The 22,699-nt window shown below is 48.9% G+C and carries 20 protein-coding genes; 3 read left to right on the plus strand and 17 right to left on the minus strand.

What is annotated here, in order from left to right:
* Positions 1 to 10: 10 nt before the first annotated feature.
* Both QQL66_RS16760 and cuyB read right to left on the minus strand, forming a co-directional pair.
* Positions 11 to 1,444, minus strand: a complete 1,434-nt coding sequence (locus tag QQL66_RS16760) for an aspartate ammonia-lyase (RefSeq protein ID WP_284382981.1) — start codon at positions 1,442 to 1,444, stop codon at positions 11 to 13.
* Between the two features lie 489 nt (positions 1,445 to 1,933).
* Complete coding sequence (gene cuyB, locus QQL66_RS16765) at positions 1,934 to 2,758, minus strand: cysteate racemase (RefSeq protein WP_284382983.1); 825 nt, start codon at positions 2,756 to 2,758, stop codon at positions 1,934 to 1,936.
* Positions 2,759 to 3,030: 272 nt separating this feature from the next.
* Between cuyB and QQL66_RS16770 the strand changes: the two genes are divergently transcribed.
* The 3 genes from QQL66_RS16770 to QQL66_RS16780 are packed head-to-tail and all read left to right on the plus strand — an operon-like array spanning position 3,031 to position 7,182.
* Positions 3,031 to 3,996 carry a LysR substrate-binding domain-containing protein gene (locus QQL66_RS16770; protein ID WP_284382984.1) on the plus strand — a complete coding sequence of 322 codons (966 nt, stop codon included), beginning with the start codon at positions 3,031 to 3,033 and terminating at the stop codon, positions 3,994 to 3,996.
* The gene (locus tag QQL66_RS16775) at positions 3,989 to 5,698 is read left to right on the plus strand and encodes a transporter substrate-binding domain-containing protein (RefSeq protein WP_284382985.1); all 1,710 of its coding nucleotides are present in this window, start codon (positions 3,989 to 3,991) and stop codon (positions 5,696 to 5,698) included. The genes QQL66_RS16770 and QQL66_RS16775 overlap by 8 nt, the downstream gene beginning before the upstream one ends.
* 50 nt (positions 5,699 to 5,748) lie before the next feature.
* Complete coding sequence (locus QQL66_RS16780; protein WP_284382987.1) at positions 5,749 to 7,182, plus strand: sigma-54-dependent transcriptional regulator; 1,434 nt, start codon at positions 5,749 to 5,751, stop codon at positions 7,180 to 7,182.
* A gap of 74 nt (positions 7,183 to 7,256) precedes the next feature.
* Here the strand turns inward: QQL66_RS16780 and QQL66_RS16785 are convergent, their stop codons facing one another.
* From QQL66_RS16785 to QQL66_RS16855, 15 genes are all read right to left on the minus strand, one after another.
* Positions 7,257 to 8,153 carry an alpha/beta fold hydrolase gene (locus tag QQL66_RS16785; protein ID WP_284382989.1) on the minus strand — a complete coding sequence of 299 codons (897 nt, stop codon included), beginning with the start codon at positions 8,151 to 8,153 and terminating at the stop codon, positions 7,257 to 7,259.
* Positions 8,154 to 8,257: 104 nt separating this feature from the next.
* Positions 8,258 to 9,097, minus strand: a complete 840-nt coding sequence (locus QQL66_RS16790; RefSeq protein ID WP_284382992.1) for a nuclear transport factor 2 family protein — start codon at positions 9,095 to 9,097, stop codon at positions 8,258 to 8,260.
* Between the two features lie 135 nt (positions 9,098 to 9,232).
* Positions 9,233 to 9,394 carry a hypothetical protein gene (locus tag QQL66_RS16795; protein WP_284382993.1) on the minus strand — a complete coding sequence of 54 codons (162 nt, stop codon included), beginning with the start codon at positions 9,392 to 9,394 and terminating at the stop codon, positions 9,233 to 9,235.
* Positions 9,391 to 9,924: a hypothetical protein gene (locus tag QQL66_RS16800; protein WP_284382994.1), complete on the minus strand. Its 534-nt coding sequence runs from the start codon at positions 9,922 to 9,924 to the stop codon at positions 9,391 to 9,393. The genes QQL66_RS16795 and QQL66_RS16800 overlap by 4 nt, the downstream gene beginning before the upstream one ends.
* 244 nt (positions 9,925 to 10,168) lie before the next feature.
* Positions 10,169 to 11,041, minus strand: coding sequence for an agmatinase (gene speB / locus QQL66_RS16805; protein ID WP_284382995.1), 873 nt, complete (start codon positions 11,039 to 11,041; stop codon positions 10,169 to 10,171).
* A 1-nt stretch (position 11,042) separates the two neighbouring features.
* Positions 11,043 to 12,233 carry a carboxynorspermidine decarboxylase gene (gene nspC / locus QQL66_RS16810; protein WP_284382997.1) on the minus strand — a complete coding sequence of 397 codons (1,191 nt, stop codon included), beginning with the start codon at positions 12,231 to 12,233 and terminating at the stop codon, positions 11,043 to 11,045.
* Positions 12,234 to 12,382: 149 nt separating this feature from the next.
* Positions 12,383 to 13,594 (minus strand): saccharopine dehydrogenase family protein, encoded by a 1,212-nt coding sequence (locus tag QQL66_RS16815; RefSeq protein ID WP_284382999.1) that lies wholly within the window; start codon positions 13,592 to 13,594, stop codon positions 12,383 to 12,385.
* 166 nt (positions 13,595 to 13,760) lie between these two features.
* A complete protein-coding gene (speA, locus tag QQL66_RS16820) occupies positions 13,761 to 15,671 on the minus strand; it encodes a biosynthetic arginine decarboxylase (protein ID WP_284383000.1) in 1,911 nt (636 codons plus the stop codon).
* Between the two features lie 178 nt (positions 15,672 to 15,849).
* On the minus strand, positions 15,850 to 16,125 hold the full coding sequence (locus QQL66_RS16825) for a DUF2218 domain-containing protein (RefSeq protein WP_284383002.1): 276 nt from the start codon (positions 16,123 to 16,125) through the stop codon (positions 15,850 to 15,852).
* A 41-nt stretch (positions 16,126 to 16,166) separates the two neighbouring features.
* On the minus strand, positions 16,167 to 16,940 hold the full coding sequence (locus QQL66_RS16830) for an ABC transporter ATP-binding protein (RefSeq protein ID WP_284383004.1): 774 nt from the start codon (positions 16,938 to 16,940) through the stop codon (positions 16,167 to 16,169).
* On the minus strand, positions 16,937 to 18,076 hold the full coding sequence (locus tag QQL66_RS16835) for a FecCD family ABC transporter permease (protein ID WP_284383005.1): 1,140 nt from the start codon (positions 18,074 to 18,076) through the stop codon (positions 16,937 to 16,939). Before QQL66_RS16835 ends, QQL66_RS16830 begins: the two co-directional genes overlap by 4 nt.
* Positions 18,073 to 19,341, minus strand: a complete 1,269-nt coding sequence (locus QQL66_RS16840) for a TroA family protein (RefSeq protein WP_284383006.1) — start codon at positions 19,339 to 19,341, stop codon at positions 18,073 to 18,075. The genes QQL66_RS16835 and QQL66_RS16840 overlap by 4 nt, the downstream gene beginning before the upstream one ends.
* 394 nt (positions 19,342 to 19,735) lie before the next feature.
* The gene (locus tag QQL66_RS16845) at positions 19,736 to 21,751 is read right to left on the minus strand and encodes a TonB-dependent receptor domain-containing protein (RefSeq protein ID WP_284383007.1); all 2,016 of its coding nucleotides are present in this window, start codon (positions 21,749 to 21,751) and stop codon (positions 19,736 to 19,738) included.
* Between the two features lie 294 nt (positions 21,752 to 22,045).
* Positions 22,046 to 22,222, minus strand: coding sequence for a hypothetical protein (locus QQL66_RS16850; RefSeq protein WP_284383009.1), 177 nt, complete (start codon positions 22,220 to 22,222; stop codon positions 22,046 to 22,048).
* Between the two features lies 1 nt (position 22,223).
* Complete coding sequence (locus tag QQL66_RS16855; protein WP_284383012.1) at positions 22,224 to 22,640, minus strand: Tse2 family ADP-ribosyltransferase toxin; 417 nt, start codon at positions 22,638 to 22,640, stop codon at positions 22,224 to 22,226.
* Positions 22,641 to 22,699: the final 59 nt, after the last annotated feature.

The raw sequence follows: 22,699 nt of genomic DNA on the forward strand, positions 1-22,699 counted from the left end.
ACAATCAGCCTCAGCGCAACCAGCGCTGAGGTCTGATCATGTTTTCGGGTTTTAAAATTTCATCGAGCACGTCGGGTTGTAACAGCTCTTCCTCACGAATCAGCTCCAATACGCCTCGACCACTGGCCAAGGCTTCTTTTGCAATTCGGGTGGCGTTTTCATAACCGATGTACGGACTCACCGCCGTGATACTGCCGATGCTCTGATCGACCATGCTCTGACAATGCTCTTCGTTGGCAGTAATGCCAGTGATGCAGCGGGTTTCCAGCATGTGCATGGCACGGGATAACATGCGGATGGATTCCAGCACGTTGTACGCAATCAATGGCTCCATCGCATTCAACTGCAATTGCCCGGCTTCCGCCGCCATGGTCACCGCCAGATCATTGCCGATCACCTGATAAGCCACCTGATTCACCGCTTCCGGAATCACCGGATTAATCTTGCCCGGCATGATCGAACTGCCCGGTTGTTGCGCTGGCAGATTAATTTCGTTCAGACCACAACGCGGACCCATGCTCAATAAACGCAAATCGTTGGAAATTTTGGAGAGCTTCACCGCCAGACGTTTCAACATCGATGAGAACAATACAAACGCGCCCATGTCGGAGCTGGCTTCCACTAAGTCCGTCGCAGACTTGAATTGAATGCCACTGATTGCAGACAGCTGATCAACCGCCAACTTGGCGTATTCCGGGTCGGTGTTAATTCCGGTACCGATGGCGGTGCCGCCGAGATTCACTTCTTTCAACAGCTCGGTTAAACCGGCGACACGATCAATGTCTTCGCCTAAGGTCGTGGCGAAGGAATTGAATTCCTGACCCAAGGTCATTGGCACCGCATCCTGCAACTGGGTACGGCCCATTTTTAAAATGTGGTTAAACTCGTCGGCTTTCTTCAAAAAGGCTTGTTGTAACGACGCCAGGGCATTTACCAAATCGCCGTGACTCAACAAGATCGACAAACGAACGGCGGTGGGATAGGCATCATTGGTGGATTGGGACATATTCACATCGTTGTTTGGATGCAGATGTTGATACTCCCCTTTTGGATAGCCCAGATGCTCCAACGCGATATTGGCAATGACTTCATTGGCATTCATGTTGGTCGAGGTCCCTGCGCCACCCTGCACCATGTCGACCACAAACTGATCATGGCAGTAACCTTCCAACAGTTTGGCAACCGCCGCTTCAATGGCCTTGGTTTTCGACTCGGCCAACAAGCCCAGTTGATTATTGGCTCTGGCCGCCGCCAGTTTGACCATAGCTAAGGCACGCACGAGCTGTGGGAAATGACTGAGTCGCACACCACTCAAATCGAAGTTCTGCGTCGCACGATGGGTTTGAATACCGTAATACGCCTCCCCTGGCACCAGGGCTTCGCCCAGTAAATCTTTTTCCTTACGGAAGGGAGATGTCATGTTCATCGCGTATGTCGTACTCATCACTCGGCACCTAATCTTTATTTTTAATAACCAAGGGCATTAACTGCTGTTGTTTTTCGGTCTGCTGTTTATTTGTCTGTTGACTATTTATCTGTTGAAAACAGTCAAACCGTCCATAACAATCGCAATATGAGTGCCAAACACGAGAATTCGTCTTAACAGACTGTTTTAAAAAGAGTTTTATTGATTGACTGAAGGGTACGTTCGAGTCCAAAGGGGTATAACCTACAGACAAAGAATCATCAAAAAAGCCGTCTATAAACACGCTTTATCCAATAAATTCAGACAGTTAGCCTATAACCACACAAGTTATAACCTTTCTCCAGGTTATACCCCTTTGAGAGCGCAGTTTCGGATGAACAAAAAAGAAGACATACGACAGCAAAGACTCAGGAAGCAATACAGAAAAAACCAAACAGGCAGGCATAAAAAAGGCGCTTAGAAGAAGCGCCAAACAAACAAGGGTCATTACTTAAAGGTAAGAAATGATTATGCCACCAAGCGCTCACTCCGATTCAGATACCAAGCCACACAGGCATCCGCCAGTGCGCCGGTGGCATCCACCGCCAACGGCAATAACGGGGAATGGATCGACTCCAGCGCCAATGGAATCTCGGTACACCCTAAAATCACCCGCTCCGCGCCGTTATCCAACATGCGTTGCATCGCCAATTCCAAGAGCGCCGCGCCTTCGTTGACCTTACCGGATTTCACCAGATAAATGCCGTCCATCACCGAAGACTGGGTTCCGGACTCAGGCAGCATACATTCCAAGCCGTAATGCGCTAATTCCCGCTCATAGAATCCCGCCTTGAGCGTTCCGTCAGTGGCTAACAGACCCACCCGACGCACCCCTACCCCACGGACTACCCCACGGACAGCCGAATCTTGGGCAATGCGCTCAGCACAGACCTTGGCAATGTGCAGCAATTGAATGTGCGTTTCTTTGGCTAAGGCTTCATGCCAGTAATGGGCGGTGTTGCAGGGAATGGCGATACAGCCGGCTCCACCTTGCACTAAGGTATCCAAACCCATTTTTAGGGCTGGCAATGGCGATGCCGCGCCCTCCATCAAACAGGCGGTTCGATCGGGAATCTGCGGCACAGAATGAATCAACAACGGGATATGATCCTGATCACTTTGCGCCGGCGTCTTTGAGATGATTTTTTGGATGAAGTCCACCGTCGCCATTGGCCCCATGCCGCCTAATATGCCCACTTTATCGCATACCTGGTCATACATCTTGCCACCTACGGGATGACGCATGCTGGTTCTGCTGTCGGAGTTCAGGGATGTGTTGAATCGATTGTTCATCTTGAGATCTGCTCTGCTGGTTTACGAATAGCTCTCAACATAAAAACCACGCGTCACGGCTACCAATGCCAAAACAACACCCGCCATACGCAAAACGCATAGCCTTGTAACATCACCAATTAAGTCCAATAAAATCAATATGATAGAAATCCCATACCCAAACAACATGAGCTATTCTTTAAATGCATACGCCCAAGAATTGATAGGCAGTGTGGGAATTTGGTTTAGAATTGAGTTGTCATAACAAAAACAATCGAGCAGTAAACAAGACCATGAACATCGAAACTAAATGGCTGGAAGACTTTCTCTCTCTGGCGGCGACCCAAAGCTTTTCCAAAGCCGCAGAAGCAAGGCACGTCACCCAACCGGCCTTTAGTCGACGAATTCGAGCCTTGGAAACCGCCGTCGGTTGTCATCTTGTGGATCGCAATCACACCCCGATTCAACTCACCGCCGAAGGTCAGTTGTTTAAGATCACCGCCAGCAACACGCTGGATCAACTCAAGTCGAGCATCGAGCACATTCAGGCTCTGGCAGCTCGACATCAAGTGGTGGATTTTGCGGTGTCGCACACTTTGTCGTTGTCCTTCTTCCCGAGCTTTATTCAGTCCTTACAGGCGGAATTGAGTAACACCCATACGCGACAACTGGTCGCTAATGTCGATGACAGTTTTCAGGCATTAAAGAACGGCATCTGTGATTTTCTGATCGCGTATGGCGGGCAACATGTGGAATCGGATCGTTTCACCGGCTTTACGCTCGCAACCGAATCTCTGGTTCCGGTATCCATTCCCAACGACAACGGCCAGCCTCTCTATTCACTAAACAGCTTAAAGCAAGCAAACGACTCTGAAGGCAACGTTCTCACCGAAGCACTTCCCTATCTCGCCTATCCGGAAGATATCTTTCTTGGGCGGCAGGTCAAACGGCTGCTAAGCCAACACACCACCTCGTTGAAAAAGACCTTTGAATCACCGATGGCCGACAGCCTCAAAATGATGGCGATGCAAGGCTTAGGGATCGCTTGGGTACCCGCCTATTCGGTGAAACGGGAACTGGAACAAGGCCACCTGATGATCTGCGGTGATAACACCTGGCAGGCACCGTTGGATATCTGGTTGTATCGCTGTGATCGCCCTCTCTCGCCAAGTTCGGAGAAACTGTGGCAAGCCTTACAGGCCAGGTTTGAAGTCGTCACAACCAGTCAAACGCCGAAGAGCATCGCCAGCCATGACTAAGGTTTCGCGTCAGTCCATTGTATGGTGGAGATTTGCTGAACGGATTTTTTCGAAGTTGCGTTTCTGCGCGGTCCTTATGGCCATGTACACTGTTTCCGGGATCACACACGCCAATCTGCAAGACCCCAATAAAGTGATTCAGGTGGGCGGTGATCTCAATTATCCACCCTATGAATCTCTCGACCCCGATGGCAACCCTGCGGGTTATAACGTAGAACTGACTCAAGCCATCGCCGAAGTGATGGGCATCAAGGTGAACTTTCAATTAGGCGACTGGGGCGCGATGCGCGATGCATTGGAACGTGGCGACGTCGATATTCTGCAAGGCATTTCCTACACCGACGAGCGCGCCCAGAAGTACACTTTCTCACCAGCGCACGCCTATGTTCATCAATCCATTTTTACTCGTAAAGGTAACCCGGTAATTGATGATATTTCCGACCTCAACGGCAAGTCGGTGGTTGTGCAACGCCAAGGGGTAATGCACGACTATTTGTTGGACCATAACATCGGCGCGGAATTAGTATTGGTAGATACTCACGCCGATGCCATTCGGTTATTGGCCTCAGGCAAACACGATTACGCCTTGGTCGCTAACCTCCCCAGTTTGTACCTCAGCCAAAAGCTGGGCATTTCAGACATCGTCCTTTCCGGTAAAGCCTTCGAAGCGCAAAAATACGGATACGCAGTGAAAAAGGGCAATGAATCCTTACTGGCCCAATTCAGTGAAGGCTTAGCCATTCTCAAAAATACCGGACGTTATCAGGAGATCTACGATAAGTGGCTGGGGCCATTGGAAGAACAGAAATTCCCCTGGCGTAAATTCGGCACCGCCGCCATCGTCATTTCACTCGTTATTCTCGCTATTGTGTTTTGGAACCGCGCCCTAGCCAGAGAAGTAGAACGCCGCAGTAAAGAGCTGGAACTGCGCCAACAACAACTCATTCAGGCCGATAAAATGACCTCGTTAGGTATTCTGGTCTCCGGCGTGGCGCATGAGATTAACAACCCCTGTGGCCTGTTGATGCTCAACATTCCTATCCTTCGGGATTCCTATCAGGACGCCCTCACCGTACTGGAAGAGCACTACCAAACCCACGGCGACTTTGAGTTGGGCGGCCTAAACTACTCACGAATGCGAGAAGAAATACCAGCCATGCTCGATGAAATGTTCGCAGGCGTGGAGCGCATCAAACGCATTGTCGATGATCTGGGCGACTTCTCACGCCAAGACACCTCCCGCATCAAAGAAGAAGTGGACTTAAACGCCATTACCACGGCGGCGATTCGTCTGGTGGATAATACCCTGCGAAAATCCACCGAAAGTTTTCATGCCGAACTGGGCCATAACCTGCCGACCTTCAAAGGCAATGCCCAACGCATCGAACAAGTCATCATTAATTTACTGGTGAATGCCTGTCAGGCATTGGACGACAAATCCCAAAAGATCGAACTCAAAACCTATTACCGGGAAAGCACTCAACAACTGGTGTTAAAGGTGATCGATCAGGGCTGTGGCATCCCACCCGAGAACCTCTCGTCCTTGAGTGATCCGTTTTTTACCACCAAACGGGAAACCGGCGGCACGGGTTTGGGGCTTTCCGTCTCCTCCGGGATTGTTCGCGAGCACGGAGGTACGTTAACCTTCAACTCGAAAAGCGGCGAAGGCACCACCGTTACTCTATCCTTACCCATTGAATAGCATTTCCGCTCATTAATTTATTAGATAGCCAAACAGGCAGTAAACGCACCATGACCAAGAACACCTTTCCTTCCTTTGGCGTATTGCTGGTTGACGACGAAGCCCCGTTTCTTCGAAGCCTAAGCATGATGTTGGAACGCCGCAGCGGCATTAATAATCTTCATCGATGTGAAGACAGCCGCATGGTCATGGACATTCTTAAACGGGAACACATCGGCCTGGTGATTCTGGATCTCACCATGCCCCATATCTCTGGCGATCAACTGCTTGAACAGATCACCGAACAATACCCGGAAATCAGCGTGATCATTTTAAGCGGCTTAAATCAGGTGAAAACAGCGGTGGATTGTCTTCATCTCGGAGCCTTTGATTACTTCGTCAAAACCACCGAAGAAGACCGTTTGGTGGAAGGCATCAATCGTGCGATTCAAGTCTTAGAGCTGAAACACGAGAATCAGGAACTCAGCAAACGGGTACTCAACAACACCCTTGAGAACCCGGAGGTTTTTGAAAACATCATCACCACCGACAAAGGTATGCGCTCGGTGTTTCAATATCTCGAATCCATCGCCGCCAGCCAACAACCCCTGTTGATCACCGGGGAAAGTGGCGTCGGTAAAGAACTGTTTGCCAAAGCCGCCCATGCACTCAGTAAACAAACCGGCCCACTGATTACCGTCAATGTGGCCGGACTCGACGACAATGTTTTCTCAGACACCTTGTTTGGACATCAGAAAGGCGCCTTCACCGGTGCCGATCGAGCAAGACCCGGCTTAATTGAACAAGCCGCTGGCGGCACCCTGTTTCTCGATGAAATCGGTGATTTGAGCATGGCCTCCCAGGTCAAACTGCTCAGACTGTTACAGGAAGGCGATTACTTCCCACTGGGCAGCGACAAACCGAAAACGCTGTCCGCTCGCGTAGTGGTCGCCACCCATCAAAACCTCACCGACAAACAAGCCAACGGCGAATTCCGCAAAGACCTCTACTACCGATTGCGAACCCACCATGTAGAAATCCCGGCGCTGCGCCAACGCCAAGACGACATCCCATTACTGCTTGAACACTTTCTCAACGAAGCGGCGAACGAACTGGAAAAGAACAAACCCAGCATCCCCAAAGAACTGCTGGTATTACTGAAGAACTACAACTTCCCAGGGAATGTGAGGGAACTGCGCGCCATGGCCTTTGACGCCATGAGCCTTCACAAATCCCGAATGCTCTCGATGAACGCCTTCAAAAAAGCCATCGACGCTACCAGCGACGGGGCTATGCCGACGGTTTCATCCACAGAAAACACCACACAAAATGTGTTCAATCCGGATGAGCCTTTGCCACAGATGTCAGAAGTCTCAGACCTACTGGCTCAGGAAGCCATGCGCCGCGCAGAAGGCAATCAATCCATCGCCTGCTCACTAATTGGAATATCCCAGCCCGCACTAAGTAAACGGTTGAAGAAGATGGAGAGTTCAGGGGAGGACTGAAAATCAGGCCTCCTGTGGAATAGAGCTTTTCAGGAATTACGTTTTCAAGAAATGCTATTTCAAGAAACACTTTTTCAAGAAATAAAGGCGTTGAACAGCTTTAACACCTGCTGAGGTGATTCTATATGAGGAAAGTGCCCAACGTCAGAGATCGAGTGAAGATCTTGGGTATTGGATAAGTCTTTTAACCTCTGGAAGACGTCATGGCCATACATGGGGTCAGCCTCTCCGACCACATAACGAATCGGCACATCCGTCTCTTGCCAGGCTCTGGCCCATCGCTCTCCGTGCATCTGACGATCTTTCAAGAAGAAATTCAACTGGTGCAGTTGTTTGTTGCCGTTTTGCAGAAGCAGTAACTGCCAATAACTGTTCAGTAGTTGACGAATACCGGGCTCCGTTAATTGGCTTTTCGAGGTTTGCGAGAATACCCGCAGCATGCTTCGATCAAACTTCTTCTGATTAAACATCAAAGAAATTAGAAAACCTACCCTCGAGATCAGCAGTTTCTGGATGAGCCTTGGGTTCGAAAGCTCAGGAAAAATGGAACCACTCATTGCAAACAAACTCAGCAAATAAGGTGCTTTACCTGTGGCCTGCTCCGGATGATTTCCCCGATCCAATAGCTCCTGAGCCACCAAAGTGCCAAAGTCATGAGCAATCACGTGGTATTCCACAACACCCAGGCTCTGCAGTAAGGCTTCCACTATGTCCGCCTGAACCATCACACTATACTCACCCTGTTTAGGTTTATCTGAAAAACCAAATCCCAGCTGATCCAAAGCAATCAGGCGATAGTGTTTCGATAGTTCCGGCCAGATATGGTGCCAATCCCAACTGGATGTGGGAAAGCCATGAATACAAATCACACAGGGCTTTTCGGCTGAACCATCGTCCCGATAAAACACCTTATACCCAAGATACTCAAAGAACTGCCCCTGAGATTTCCATTGCTGAAGTTGTGCGTTCATCTCGCCCTCCTCAAGTTAACTTTTGAACCATGAGTGTATGAAGGCAATACGGAAGAATCGTCCGACTCTATAGAGCCGGACACATCAGCAAACCAGAGTGGTTTTTAACATTCAGTCTCATCAGCCATGATCAACCTTTGACGATATTCAGACGGCGTTAAGCCGGTTTCTTTTTTAAACGCGCTATAGAAGGTGGAGGTCGAACGAAAGCCGGATTCCAATGACAGCACCAGAGAGGTTTGTGGTTGCGCGTGATCGTCAGCATGATCTTTAGCAAGCAGTTGCTTCGCAAAAGCGATGCGATGATGATTGATAAACTCGTAAAAGTTTTTGTGATAGAGACTGTTCACCACTTGTGACAAGTGATTAGTCGACATCGACAGTTGATCTGCCAAACGGGATAGAGACAACTCCGGTTGCAGAAACACTTTATCCCGAACCATAGCCGTTTCCAGCGTTTGTTGTATTGACTGCATTCCCGCCATCGTTAAGCCTGAGGTACGATATTTCTCCGCCGAATCGGACACATCGTGCTCTTTCACATCCGACTGATGGGGCTGATAGTTCAAATGCAAGGAAGGTACTTTGGCAAACAGCCGTCCCGTCGAATGGTTAAAATAGACCTGCACACTCTGCAACTTATTGTCCCGAATACAAAGCATATCCACCCCGGATAACTCTTTTCCCGGCAGCACCCCAGAGAGGCGCCAAGGCGAAGCCACCAAACCTTCCCCCTGAACATTCCGTTGCTCAATGGTAACGGTCATATTCGGGAAACAATCAAACAACTCTTGCGCACGAAGCGCAAACAACGAGGCCGGAATTTCATCATCAAGGTTGGCATCGATATACACCCCATCCGGATGGAAACACGCCAAGATAGCCTCTGCATCGTGGTTGTTCCATGCTTCAAGATATTGATCGGTTACGTGTTTATGCCCCACAGAATAAGCCCTTTTCCATAAGATCAGACAGAGTGAGCATAACCGGTTCTGGAGGGGATAACTGTGTTGCGACTAGCAAACGGAGATAACCAGATATCCACATCATAATGAATATCTGATTTAGATCGACTGCCTCTACTCGGATTTGTTATCTGGCTTTGCTAGGTTTTCAACCTTACCTAGGACAGATTCTTTCTCAAGCTCTTCCTGAATATCTTGAGGCTTTTCTTTAAAAAGCGCTTTCGCAGACTTTTTGGCTTGTTCTGCTGCGTACTTCAATCGTTCTTCTGGAGTCATAGCGGTTTCACCAAGTAATGAGGATTTCCTTGCTTCGCAGGCATCAACACAAAGCCACCATCCTTTGATGTGTAATAATTTATCAACTTTTGGTTCATTGGCTCAACAATACGAATATATGAAGCACCAATAAGCCTTCCATAAGTTTCATAAGCGAGCTGAGATACAGAGAATAAATCACCTGCATGTAAACAATGTTTAGGCCTTCGTTCAATAAAATCCAGTCTCATACTAGATCCCATGTACGTTGGTCTGCCTAAAGTTAAGGATAAGAGAGTATCACTGCTCCAAACAGATAGATCAAAAGCTTTAGGATAAAGTTGGCAATATCGAGTTGCTAAGGACCAGTTCCAATCTACTTTTCGCTCTTCCATCCGTTCCCATGCTTTGGAAGCATTAAGAGCTTTAGAATCAATTCCTTTAAGCTGTAAGCTATGTAAATGGGGTGGCAGGCTTGTTTTAGCTATGACTCTTGCGTCATCACGATGCTCATCATAGCGTTTGATAGTCTGAATGTGACTTGCTTGCATTTCATCTTCCTTAATTCTTTACCTGATAATCAGAACATCCTTTTTAAATAGCTATTTGCTAGTTACAGAAAGCAGGACATTAACAAAGGTAAAAAATGGAATAGCTTACAAGCTCTCAAATATTACAATTTTCGTAATTATTTAGAGATTGGATTCAATATACGAAATCTAACCAAGAATTAAGCATTAGACATGAACAAAGATAGCCAAGCCTTCCCAAACGAGAAGGCACTGAGAGATAAGATTAACGACTCCGCTCAATAATCCCCATCATCTTGTACATCAACAAAGACGCGGCAAAGTCATAGGCGTGAAAGCCGGCAATCGGGGCGAATTCCATCACGTCGAAACCGATGATTTCACGTTGTTTGGCAACGGATTCGAATAATCCAAGGGTTTGATACCAGCCTAAGCCGCCCGGTACTGGCGTACCAGTCGAAGGAAAAACGGACGGGTCCAAACCATCAATATCCAGGGTGAAGAACACTTTTTTCGGGAAGTCTTCCGGCAGTTCGATAGCACTGATGTTTTGAGGCACTAGGTCATCTGCATCTTGATAGTAAACACCGTGCTTTTTACGAATCTCGATTTCTTCTTCACAGTAGGCACGGATACCCAATTGGTACAAAGGAATGCCTTCGTCCACACAGCGTTTCATCACAGAGGCGTGGCTGTATTTGTCGCCTTCGTAGGCGTCACGTAAGTCGGCGTGTGCATCGATCTGAACGATACCAAAGTCTTTGATGCCAGCATCCAACATGCCTTTGATGATGCCGTAAGTGACTGTGTGCTCTCCGCCAATGCCCACCGGCATTTTGCCCATTTCACAAATCGGTTTTACCGCAGCTGCGATGTTTTCAATCACTTGATCCGCATCGGCATTACAGTCTACCGGGCCGTGCGTGTAGATGCCCAACTCACATGGTTTGCTCTTGCCGTCCCACTCTTCCAGCTGCCAGGAAGCTTCCAGAATCGCTGATGGCCCTTCGTTAGTACCACCGCCATAAGATACAGTGCGTTCAAACGGAACAGGCACGATGTGGAACAAGGCCTCTTCCGGTTTAGGTTGTTCGATTTCGGAGCCCAAGAAAATTGGGTAAGTTAGTTCTTTAGTCATATTAGGAAAGTCGCTCTTTAAAATCTTCGTAGCCGAATTGTTTTACAACTCGAACCTCATCCGTTTCGCTGTTCCAGATCGCAATCGACGGCAGGTTGATACCGTTAAAGGTCGTGGTCTTGACCATAGTGTAGTGAGACATGTCGTCGAAGACGATTCGATCACCCACCTTTAGTGGCTCTGCAAAACTGTAATCATCAATCACATCACCCGCCAGACAGGTCATGCCGCCAAAGCGGTAGGTATGCGCTAACTCACCCGGCTGGCCTGCATTCATTACATCCGGGCGGTACGGCATTTCCAGCGTGTCCGGCATGTGGCAGGTGGCCGAGGTATCAAGAATCGCCAGATCCATCTGGTTATGAACGATGTCCAACACTTCGGTCACCAAGACGCCGGTGTGGATCGCTACCGCTTCGCCCGGCTCCAGATAAACCTCAACGTCGTACTTCGCACGGAAGTCTTTGACGCGGGTAATCAAGCCTTGAACGTTGTAATCCGGCTTGGTGATGTGATGACCGCCGCCGAAATTGATCCAGTCCATGGTCGGAATGAGGTCACCAAAGCGTTCTTCCACCGCCGCCAAAGTGCGGTCTAACGGCTCATAGCCTTGCTCACACAAGGTATGGAAGTGCAGCCCGGAGATGCCATCCAGATAATTTTCGCCCTTCTCCGCCTTGGCCTTTTCAAACTCGGCATACGGAATGCCTAAGCGGGAACATGGCGCGCACGGGTCGTAGATTTCCACTTCACCTTCAGAGTGCTGTGGATTAATACGCAGGCCCACATGCGGTTTACCACCGCGTTGCTTTTGCGTTTCTTCAACCAAACCTTTGAAGCGATACCATTGGTTGAAGGAGTTAAACAGCAAGTGATCTGCGATCTTTAGGATCTCTTTGAGATCTTTTTCAGCATACGCCGCTGAGAACACATGCACTTCACCGCCGTATTCCTGATGCCCCAACAAGGCTTCGTTTAAACCGCTGGCACAGGTACCGGACAGGTACTTCTTCACCAAAGGCGCAAGACTCCACATAGAAAAGGCTTTCAATGCCGACAGCACTTTCGCGCCGGATTCCTGCTGAACCTTGTTCAACAATTTCAGGTTGTTCTCAACCGCCACTTCATCCACCACAAAACACGGGGATGGCACTCGGGTTGGGTCGAAGTTTTTAAAGGATTTAGAAAGCATGAGTCGCTCATCAACCAAATTCAGAATCACAAAAGGGATAGAACCTATTCAACTTTCTGAAGCAGACGCTCCGAGCACTGAACTGTGTCCTCGGAGCGAACGTTCGAAATTAAATCTGCTCTATCCCTTAGTAACGGAAAAACTTAAAACTATTTTTCCAGCGGGTGCTCAGACAGCTCAACTTCTGTCCAAGGCAAACCGTACTTGTTCAGGTCTTCCATGAATGGGTCCGGATCAAGTTGTTCCATGTTCCAAACACCTTCTTTCATCCACTTACCTTCGACCATCATTTTCGCGCCGATCATCGCAGGAACACCGGTGGTGTAAGAAATCGCCTGAGAATTCACTTCTGCATAACAGGCTTCGTGGTCACAGATGTTGTACACGTACACCAACTTCTCTTTGCCATCTTTCGTACCGCGAACGATACAACCGATGCAGGTACGGCCTTTGGTGCGTGGACCAAGGCTTGCAGGGTCAGGAAGTACTGACTTCAGGAATTGAAGCGGAATCACTTCCGTACCTTCGTACATTACAGGCTCGATTGAAGTCATGCCGATGTTTTCCAACACTTCCAGGTGCTTCAGGTAGTTCTCAGAGAAGCTCATCCAGAACTGACCTTTCTTGATGGTTGGGAAGTGCTTAGTCAACGACTCCAACTCTTCGTGGTACATACGGTAAATGTTGTAGGTACCCACGCCTTCAGGACAGGTAAACTCCGCCTTGGTCGACATCGCATCAGTCGGCTGGAAATCACCGTCTTCCCAGTGACGACATTCAGCCGTTACTTCACGGATGTTGATCTCTGGGTTGAAGTTGGTCGCGAACGGATGACCGTGATCACCACCGTTTACGTCGATGATGTCCAACTGATGCATCTCATCAAAATGATGCTTCGCCATGTGCGCCGTATACACGTTGGTTACGCCCGGATCAAAGCCCGAACCCAGCAACGCCATCAAACCTTTCTCGCGGAATTTCTCTTGGTACGCCCACTGCCACTTGTATTCAAACTTCGCTTCTTCAGGCGGCTCATAGTTGGCGGTATCCAAGTAGTGAACGTTCGCTTCCAAACAGGCATCCATGATGTGCAGATCCTGATAAGGTAACGCCACGTTGATTACCATGAACGGCTGCTCGGCTTTCAACAACGCCGTCAATTCAGGTACGTTGTCCGCGTCCACTTGTGCCGTACGAATGGTTACGCCGGTTTTTTCTTTCACTTGTTCAGCAATCGCCTGACACTTGGCTTCAGTACGACTCGCCAAAATAATATCTGTAAACACCTCAGATAACTGAGCACACTTGTGGGTAACCACACCACCAACGCCACCGGCGCCGATAATCATAACTTTAGCCATAATAGTTCCTTATCTATCAAGGTCAGACACAGTGTCTCTCATCGAATCATGCCCGAGTTTCATTTGCATGATTCTATTGATTCTTTCATTACAAAAACAGTTCGTTCTCACGCAGTTTGTTTTCAACAAACCGGGGGATGGTTAAACCGCTTAACCATCACGCTCCTCAATCGTGCTCGTAGTAGGTGTAGCCATCCAAACTTGCTGAGAAGGCGGACAGAATCTCCTGACGAGTCGCGACACTGATCTTGCCGCCGCGCACCGCTTTCTCCACGGTATTGCGGAATTTGTCTCGTAATCCACGCGGATCGTACTCTACATAGCTCAATACATCGGCGATGCTGTCACCATGTATCTCTCGCATAAAATCATAGCTGCCATCGGCATTAATGCGAATACTAACGACGTTGGTGTCACCGAACAGGTTATGCAGGTCACTCAAGGTTTCCTGATACGCACCCACCAGGAAAGTACCGATGTAATAATCTTCGCCTTTCTTCAACGGATGCAGCGGTAAGGTTTTACGACCACCAATGAACTGGTCGATCTTACCGTCACAGTCGCAGGTTAAATCCGCAAACATCGCTTCACGGGTTGGCATTTCATTCAAACGGTGCACCGGCAACATCGGGAACACCTGTCCAATCGCCCAGGCATCCGGCAACGACTGGAAGACACTGAAGTTGCCGTAGTAGATGTCCGCCAAATCTTCGCGAAGGTTGGTCAATTCATCCGGAAGATGCTCAACCCCCGGCGCCAACGCCTGAACCTGCTGAACGATGTTCAGGAAGTAGTTTTCAGCGGTTGCACGGGTACGCAAATCCACCTGTCCACGGTTGAACAAATGACGAATCTCATCACGATAGAAAATCGCGTCGTTGTAACATTCCTGAATGTTTTTGCCGTTGATGCTCTCGGTCACTTCGTAGAGGTTCTTCAACGTCTCGTTAGCGTCCTCATCCGGCTGTTCAATTACAAATACCGGGTCAAAATGTGCGACATCCAACACGTTGAACAAGAACAAACTCGAATAGGCCACCGTTGCACGACCAGACTCGGAAATCAGCACCGGATGATCAATCTCCAGCGGGTCCAGGGTCTGCATCACCGCTTCGACGATGTCTATGCAATACTCGTCCAGGGTGTAGTTCTTACTGTGGGTGCCGCTCTGCTGCGAACCTTCGTAGTCCACCGCCAAACCGCCACCCAAATCCAGGTAGCCCATCGGCGCGCCTTCGTTAATCATGCTGACGTAATAACGACACGCTTCCTGAACACCTTTACGAATGTTATGAATGCTTGGTAACTGCGAGCCTAAATGGAAGTGCAACATCCGCAAACAATCGAGCATGTCGGCGTCTTTCAGCAAATCGATCACTTCCACCAATTGCAGGCTGTTCAAACCGAAGATACTGCGATCGCCACTGTCGTGCTGCCAATGCCCTTCCACAGTTGTGGATAACTTCACCCGAGTACCGATCATCGGCTTCACACCCAGCTCTCGGCTGCGTTGAACGATCACTTCCACTTCGGTCGGACTTTCCACCACGAAGAAGCATTTCCAGCCCAACTGAATAGCGCGAAGACCCAAATCGATAAACTCTTCGTCTTTATAGCCATTACATACGATGTAGCTGTCTTCGTTTTGCAACGATGCCAGAGCAATGATCAGCTCCGCCTTACTTCCGGCTTCCAGACCATGACTGTAACGGTTACCAAACTGGGCAATTTCTTCCACCACATGGCATTGCTGGTTTACTTTAATCGGGAAAACACCGCGATAGGTGTTTTGATATTCCAGCTTTTCAATGGCGGCACGGAAAGCTTCGTTGATTCGACTGATGGAATGATCCAGCAGGTTCTCAATCCGCAATAGAACAGGCATATGCAGTTCGCGGTCTTTCATACCTTCGATGATGTCCATCAAAGATACGTTAACCTTATGACCATTCACCGGACAGGTGATAACAATTTCACCTTGATCCGACACATCAAAATAGCCATTACTCCAATGATTAATACCATAGGTTTCTTTGGCGGTTTCGATGTCCCAATGTTGCAGTGGTGTGGATTTCATACTCCAGGCACTCCGAAGTCAGTGGCCTTTTCCAGATCAGTGTAGTCAATCTTGGGTAACTCACATGAACTGGCCATCAGCACAGAAAATAAGGTCTTTATCGATAGAACAACCTTGTTTTTTTGAAGGGCGGATTCTAGCAGTTTTTACACGCCAGTCGACCAGAATCTACGCTATTTTACAGCCAATTTAAAACCAGCTGATCTTTCACCGCAAAACGATCAAAATGTCCTTTCACGGTGTCCAATATTTCGTTCAGGTCATGGTCATTTTCGGCCATACAGACAAAGCTCAATGCCTGGCCGTTTGAGGTCATTCGACAAGTGCCCATATCAAACTCGACCAAGCCTTCATTGGCCGACCAAGTGGCTGGCACTCTATGGGTAAAGTGTTTACACAATCTATGAATGTATCGTTCTCCAGCTTGAGTGTTCACCACACCTTTCTTATGCATTACAAGCTCCTTAAAAGCCCCTTTGTCTGCTTATCTTCAAATTATCTTGTCAGTGCTCTGTCGGCCAAGACGATTGGAAAGCCTCTGGAACACGCTTCGACACGCCCTCGAATGCCGTAGGCTTGCTCCAAGTGCTCCGGTGTCAACTCATCAGGACGCACCAACGCCAACACACCTTGCCGGGACAGAATCAGCACGTAATCGCAAAATCGCAATGCCAGATTCAAGTCGTGACTGGCCACCAAGGCGATGGCACCCGCATTGGCGGTCTCATCACGAATGGCTTCCAACACATTCAATTGCCAGTGGAGATCCAGCGCACTGGTCGGCTCATCCAACAGCAATAACTTGGGTTGCCGAACCAACACTTGTGCTAAGCCAACCATTTGCCGTTGACCACCGGACATCTCACTGAGGCGCTTTAGCGCCAGATCCCGAATCCCTAACCGGTCGAAGATACGTTCAATCGATACCTCCACCTGCGCTGCGGTCAAATCCGTTCGAACCGCACGACAGGCACTGAACACCACCTCATAAGCCACCAAACTGATGGCTTGAGGCAATGCTTGCGGCAAATACCCGAGCGTACGAATCACGTCCGCTCTGGGCATGGCCGACAGAGTTTGTTGTTCAAAATAAATATCGCCGGAGTACTTCACCAAACCGGCAAAGGATTTCAGCAAGGTCGATTTACCCACCGCATTTGGCCCAACCACCGCCACTAACGAGCCACTCGGCAGCTCAGGCAGATTGATGTCAGAAATGACCCGTTTCGAACCATAGCCAATGTTTAACCCGGAAACCGATAACGTCATACCGCTGCCCCCCGTCCACGACTCATAATCAAGGTGATGAATAACGGAATCCCCACCAGCGCCGTCACAATACCCACAGGTAGAATCACACCCGGCACCAGCGCTTTGGAAGCGATGGATGATAAAGACAACAGCAAGGCGCCAGCCAAGGCACTGCCCGGCAAGAAGAATCGGTGATCTTCGCCCAACATCATTCGTGCGATGTGCGGCCCAACCAAACCGATAAAGCCGATTTCCCCCACAAACGCCAAGGCAATGGCCGTTAGCAGGCTCACCCGCAACAGCACCACCAGACGCACCCGCTCAACATTAATGCCGATGCTGCGCGCCTGATCTTCACCGGTTCGCAAGGCCGTCATCGACCAGATATGGGTCAGGCTCCAGAGTAAACAGATTCCGAACACCGCCGACACAATCGCGACCTTGTCCATACTGGCCCGCGCCAGACTGCCCATCGTCCAGAACACAATCTGTTGAAGCGAACTGGCATCAGCCACGAACTGCAATAAGCCGACAATGGCGTTCAAACCAAACATCAAGGCGATGCCGAATAACACCACGGTGTGGATACTTGCCCCTAAGCTTCGGGACAACACCAAAATCAGGATCGACGCAGCAGACGCAAAGACAAAGGCCGAGGCCGGCAGCAACACCGTGAAGCTCAACCCCAACCAGGACAAATCCAACACAATCGCTAACGACGCGCCCAAGGTTGCCGCCGCCCCGACGCCCAAGGTAAATGGGCTGGCCAGCGGGTTATTTAATACCGTCTGCATCTCGGCACCAGCCAAGCCTAAACAGGCACCCACCACCAACGCCATCAAGGCGTAAGGCAGACGCACATCCCAGATAATCACATCCGTAGTTGCATCATTACTGCCCGCAATCAGCCCCTGAATCACATCCACAAACGACAATTCGGCAGGGCCGGTGGCGATATCCGTCACCAGAGACATCACAGTGGCGATCACCAACACTGCCAATAGCAGCAGGCGTTTCCAGATAAATTGTCGATATTCGCCTGACAGGCTTTTTCCTTCAGAACGACTAGAGGGATTCCCGGCGTTATCCACACCGCTGCCGGGCTGAGTACGTGTCATATCAAGCTGTTCAGCCATATCCAGTTGCTCGCTCATTGCATGGCTCCCTGTTTGACACCCACTCGCGCATGACGAGCAAAAGAAGTGGTTTCAGTAGCCTGCGTATCCAGACTGATCCAGTAAGTGCCTTCCAAGGGTACAGGTTGAAAACGCTCGAACAGTTCCGCCATCGTCGCCTGCGGATCTAAGGACGAAAAGGTTTCCGGATACAACCATTTGGCAAACGCCTGCACCGCCACCACATTCATCGGGGTGTTATAGAAATGATGCCAAATGGCAAACGCCTTACCTTCTTTGACAGCCCGAAGCTGCCTTACACCACGGGAATTGGCCGCCGATAACGCATTCTGGAACGACAATCGCGCCACGTCTTCTGAGACACCTGCGCCCAACACGATATAAGGCGGAATGTTATCCACCGCCGGATTAAGATCCGCCGCTCGCCAGGTGTCGGTGGAACCGATGGCGGTGGCGATATAGACATCCGGCTGAATGGTTAACAGATACTCCATATTCATCACACCTGCCGCGCCCGGCACAATGGCCTGAGCCACATTGTTGGCTTCCACCGAATTCGCAAACGACGCCATCATGCCCTTCACCATAGTTTCACAACACAAATCCTGCAGCCCCACCCGACTGTGGATAAACACACTGGGCGACGAATCTGCGTGCTGCTGTTTGCGCTGCGCCAAACCGTCGTAAACCCGTTGCAGTTGAGCCTGATAGAAAGTATTAAATTCAGCAGCTTGTTGTTCACGCCCCATCACCTTACCCAGCAAGGTCATGCTTTTCGGGGTATTCGTCAGAGGATCACGACGGAAATCCACAAACACAATCGCCACCCCTGCCCGTTCCAACTGACGAATCACATGAGCGTGACGCGCTGTTGGCCCATGCCCTTCCAAACCAAAAATCGCCACATCCGCATTCAAAGTCAGAACCTGCTCAACGCTGAACGAATCGGCGGAGGTATGACCAATCTGCGGAATACCGTCAATTTCTGGAAACTTGCTACGATATTGTCGATAACTTCCAGGATCTGTCTGTTTAAAGTCTGCCAACATACCTACAATTTTCGAGATCGGTTGTTCGTCCAATATCGCTAAAGCCGGAATGTACCGGCTTTCCCCTAAAATAATTCGATTCACCTTGGCGGGAAGACTGACCTCACGCCCTGCCAAATCGGTAATACGCTGTATTTCTCCGGCCCATACAGAAGCGGTAGTCAGTAAAAGTACCAACACCCTGACGCCACTTCGCAGAAACGTCAGCTTCATGCGGTTCAACAAAGTATTCATCGTTCTATCTCATTTATTCATCATCACGGGATACCACTCTCATCAATAAAGTGGCGTTCGCAGCGTTTAATCCTGCTCTGCTAAGGCTTGCTGCGTAGCATCTTCGGGTCGCCGTTTTAGTAGTTTTATAGATACCATCCTTGGTATAACGGTCTGTATCACTCTTATTCAGAGTTCCCCAAGCCCTGATTCATCCTGATCAGGGATGCACTTACTCGTTGGACGTGTTAGTCAAACACCTGCTCCTTAGAACACTTACCTAAGGAGATAATCGCTCCCGAGGGAGCAACAAGAAGTGGTTCTTGAATGGAGGAAACCCCACCACCTGTTGTTGCCCGCCCCGACAACGAATTCTGCCCAGAGCTACGATCTTTAATACACAGATCGTCTCGTTCTAGATTCGTAGCGCTGCAGTTACACGGATATCACGACCCGCTTCCGGAGAGCCCACAATGGATTCATAACCGGTGCCAGAGGTTAGATTTTCAACACTGGTGTGATCCAGATATTGCTTATCAAACAGGTTCTTTACGGTAAACGTCAGAGAGAAGTCTTCGTCGGAGGTAGGCAACCAACGAGCATAAAGATCATGAACACCGTATCCCGGCTTACTTGGTTTAAGCGGTTCACCTGCGTCATCATCCAGCTCAATGTCGATATCATGAATGCCTTTCACGTACTCAGCCGTCCAACCCAGCATCAAATCGTGATTCACTTCGTAAGAGACGTCAGTCACCAGGGTGTCGCCTTTGGATGCTGCAGTTGATCCGTGAATATAACGGGTGGTGGTGACATCATCGGCTTCGGTATCGGCACTGTGGTAACTGATCATCGCAGTCAGGCGATCCCACACGTAATCCGCTTTCACGTAGTAACCGATCGTTTCGATGTCATCTTCAAGGTTCTCGCTGACACGGGACCAAGGGAACACACCACCAATCGGGTTGTGAATCTCATGCTTGTAAACACCCGCTGCCAAACCAAAGCTGCCCATTGAGAAGTCCATGCCTAACTCAATGTTTTTAGATTCTTCAGCGTCCAGATCGGCGGCGTTGGACGAAGACGACAACTTGAAGGAGTCCTTCACTTCAGGCCCACGGAAGGCTTCGGCATAGCCCAGACTGAAACTTAAATAGTCCGTTACATCGTAATTCGCACTGATGTTCGGGCTGAACTTATTGTCATTGAAATCCTGATCGTTCACATCCTCTAACTCGTAGTCGTCGTAACGAACACCTGCGGATACGGTCAGGTCATGAGTGACTTCGACCACGTTCTGTAAGAACAAGCCTCTGACCCGGCCATTCTCTTCAAAGTGAGGATTCGCAAAGTCCACATCGTTCAGATAACTCTTATCATCACGATAATTCAGACCATAAATCATCTTGATATTGCGGATGCGACTGATGTTCTGAACCGTAGCGCCGTAAGTCTCCACCGCACCATCGTACGACGTACCACGGAACTCACGTTCTTGTTCATTGGCGGTGTTATACAAGTTCACTGACAAATCCACCATGTCATCTGAACTTGGGTTGTATTGATAATTCAGAATGGCGGTATCTCGCCAGCCCTGCGTTGGTTCCGGCACATTACGGGCACTGGCAATCAGATCCGGCTTATACAGGATGTCGCCATCTTCTTTTAACTTCTCATAGCTGACCGACAATTTCTGCGCGTCTGACAAGTTCGTAACCAGTTTCACATAACCCAAACGCTGACCGGATTCTGAACCTTTGATTTCATCACCGTTGCCATCCTCTGCGTTCTCATGCTCCGCCCGTACAAAGCTCGCCAGGATGCTCATGGTGTCCGTCTCGTCTCGACCAAACACCGACACCGTGGTTTTGAAGCCCTCGGTGTTGCTGTAGTAAGTCCCTTTTACTAACGCACCCGCCGTTTCACCGTCACGCAGTAAGTCGCTTGGATCTTTGGTTACGAAACGAACGGCACCGCCCAATGCACCAAAACCTGCGGAGGCATTACCTGCGCCCGCCTCGACTTCCACTTGTTTCAACAAGTCAGGCTCAACCGCCACCCGACCAGAGTGGTGAAAGGCAGAGCCGGCTTGCTCCGCGCCATCCACCGAGATGTTCAACGCATCTTCACCGATATTACGAAGATACAGCTTTTGCCCCATGCCGACAGAACCACCCGCGTTGATTTGAGGATCAAGCTGGAAGATTTCACCAAGATTCGACGCCGTGGTTTTTTCCAGGTCTTCCGCCGTAATGAGACTGTCGATGCCACCGGTCGCCTGACCTTTCACCTCGATCATCACAGTCTTGTGATCGTCTTGTTGAGACTCTGCTTCTGACGCAACCGCTGCCTGATGAGCCATCGCAGCAGCAACCGATACTGCCAATAAACTGAGTTTATTCTTCGTTGTTGTCTGTACTCGCTGGAACATGCTTTACCTCGTTAATGATAATAATTATCAATTGAGAGGCATTATTAATAAATCAGAAAAAAAGTGAACAACTTTTACAACTGTTACTTTTCGGTTACATGGTTTGATGGAGGGAAGATAGGCGTGTTTGGGAGCTGGTGACTGTTGTTTCAGCGTCTTGAGGGGATTGATACAAGAATCGGCAGTAGTTCCACTAAGAAAACAGAAACAGTTGATAGAACATTGGGTTCTAACCTTGGAGAGGCCTTCAGGTTTTTGCGCCTTAACAACCCCTCGGTCATATAAATGTTATAACTAAACCTCAGGTTTCTCGTTAATTTTTTCTAAAATATTCTGAAACATCATCAGATCGTTTGTGATTTCAACGGAATCATCGCTTTCAGGATCAAGAATGGACTTTCTCTTTTTAAGGTTTTCCATTGTTTGTTTGACTGAGTAGCGAATTAGCCTTAGCTCCATTGTATTAAACATTCTATTTTTCCCTAGCTCTTCTGTACTCGTTGAGGTTAACTGCATATTCTTCCGCCCACGCTTTTAGTTTTTTCTTCCAAGTATCAACGTGAATATCAGTTAGAGATCTAATTGTATAGTGACCTTTAAACTTACCATTAGTTAAGTCTTTAGATATGGTGAAGCCGTGTGGTAAAGGTGTGTCTTTTGGTAAAACCCACCAATCAGAACCAAATGAAAAATTTGGTGCATTAAACAAACTTAATCCGCCTGAACTTGAATCAATCATTTTAGTTTCGGCATTGATCTTTACATCATAGACCTGGTCTTCTGATCTAGGAGGCAATGTCCTTAGATAATCAAATTTAGGCTTAGTTGGCGTGCCTCCTCTGAAAAGATCTACAGGTATTTTTATGTAAAACTCAATTGGTGTATGCATATCATAGTCCCTTTTGATATTTCAAATTAATGTTTCGAACAAATGTTGTCGCAACCTAA

It is taken from the genome of Litoribrevibacter albus, assembly GCF_030159995.1.
GTDB lineage: Bacteria > Pseudomonadota > Gammaproteobacteria > Pseudomonadales > Litoribrevibacteraceae > Litoribrevibacter > Litoribrevibacter albus.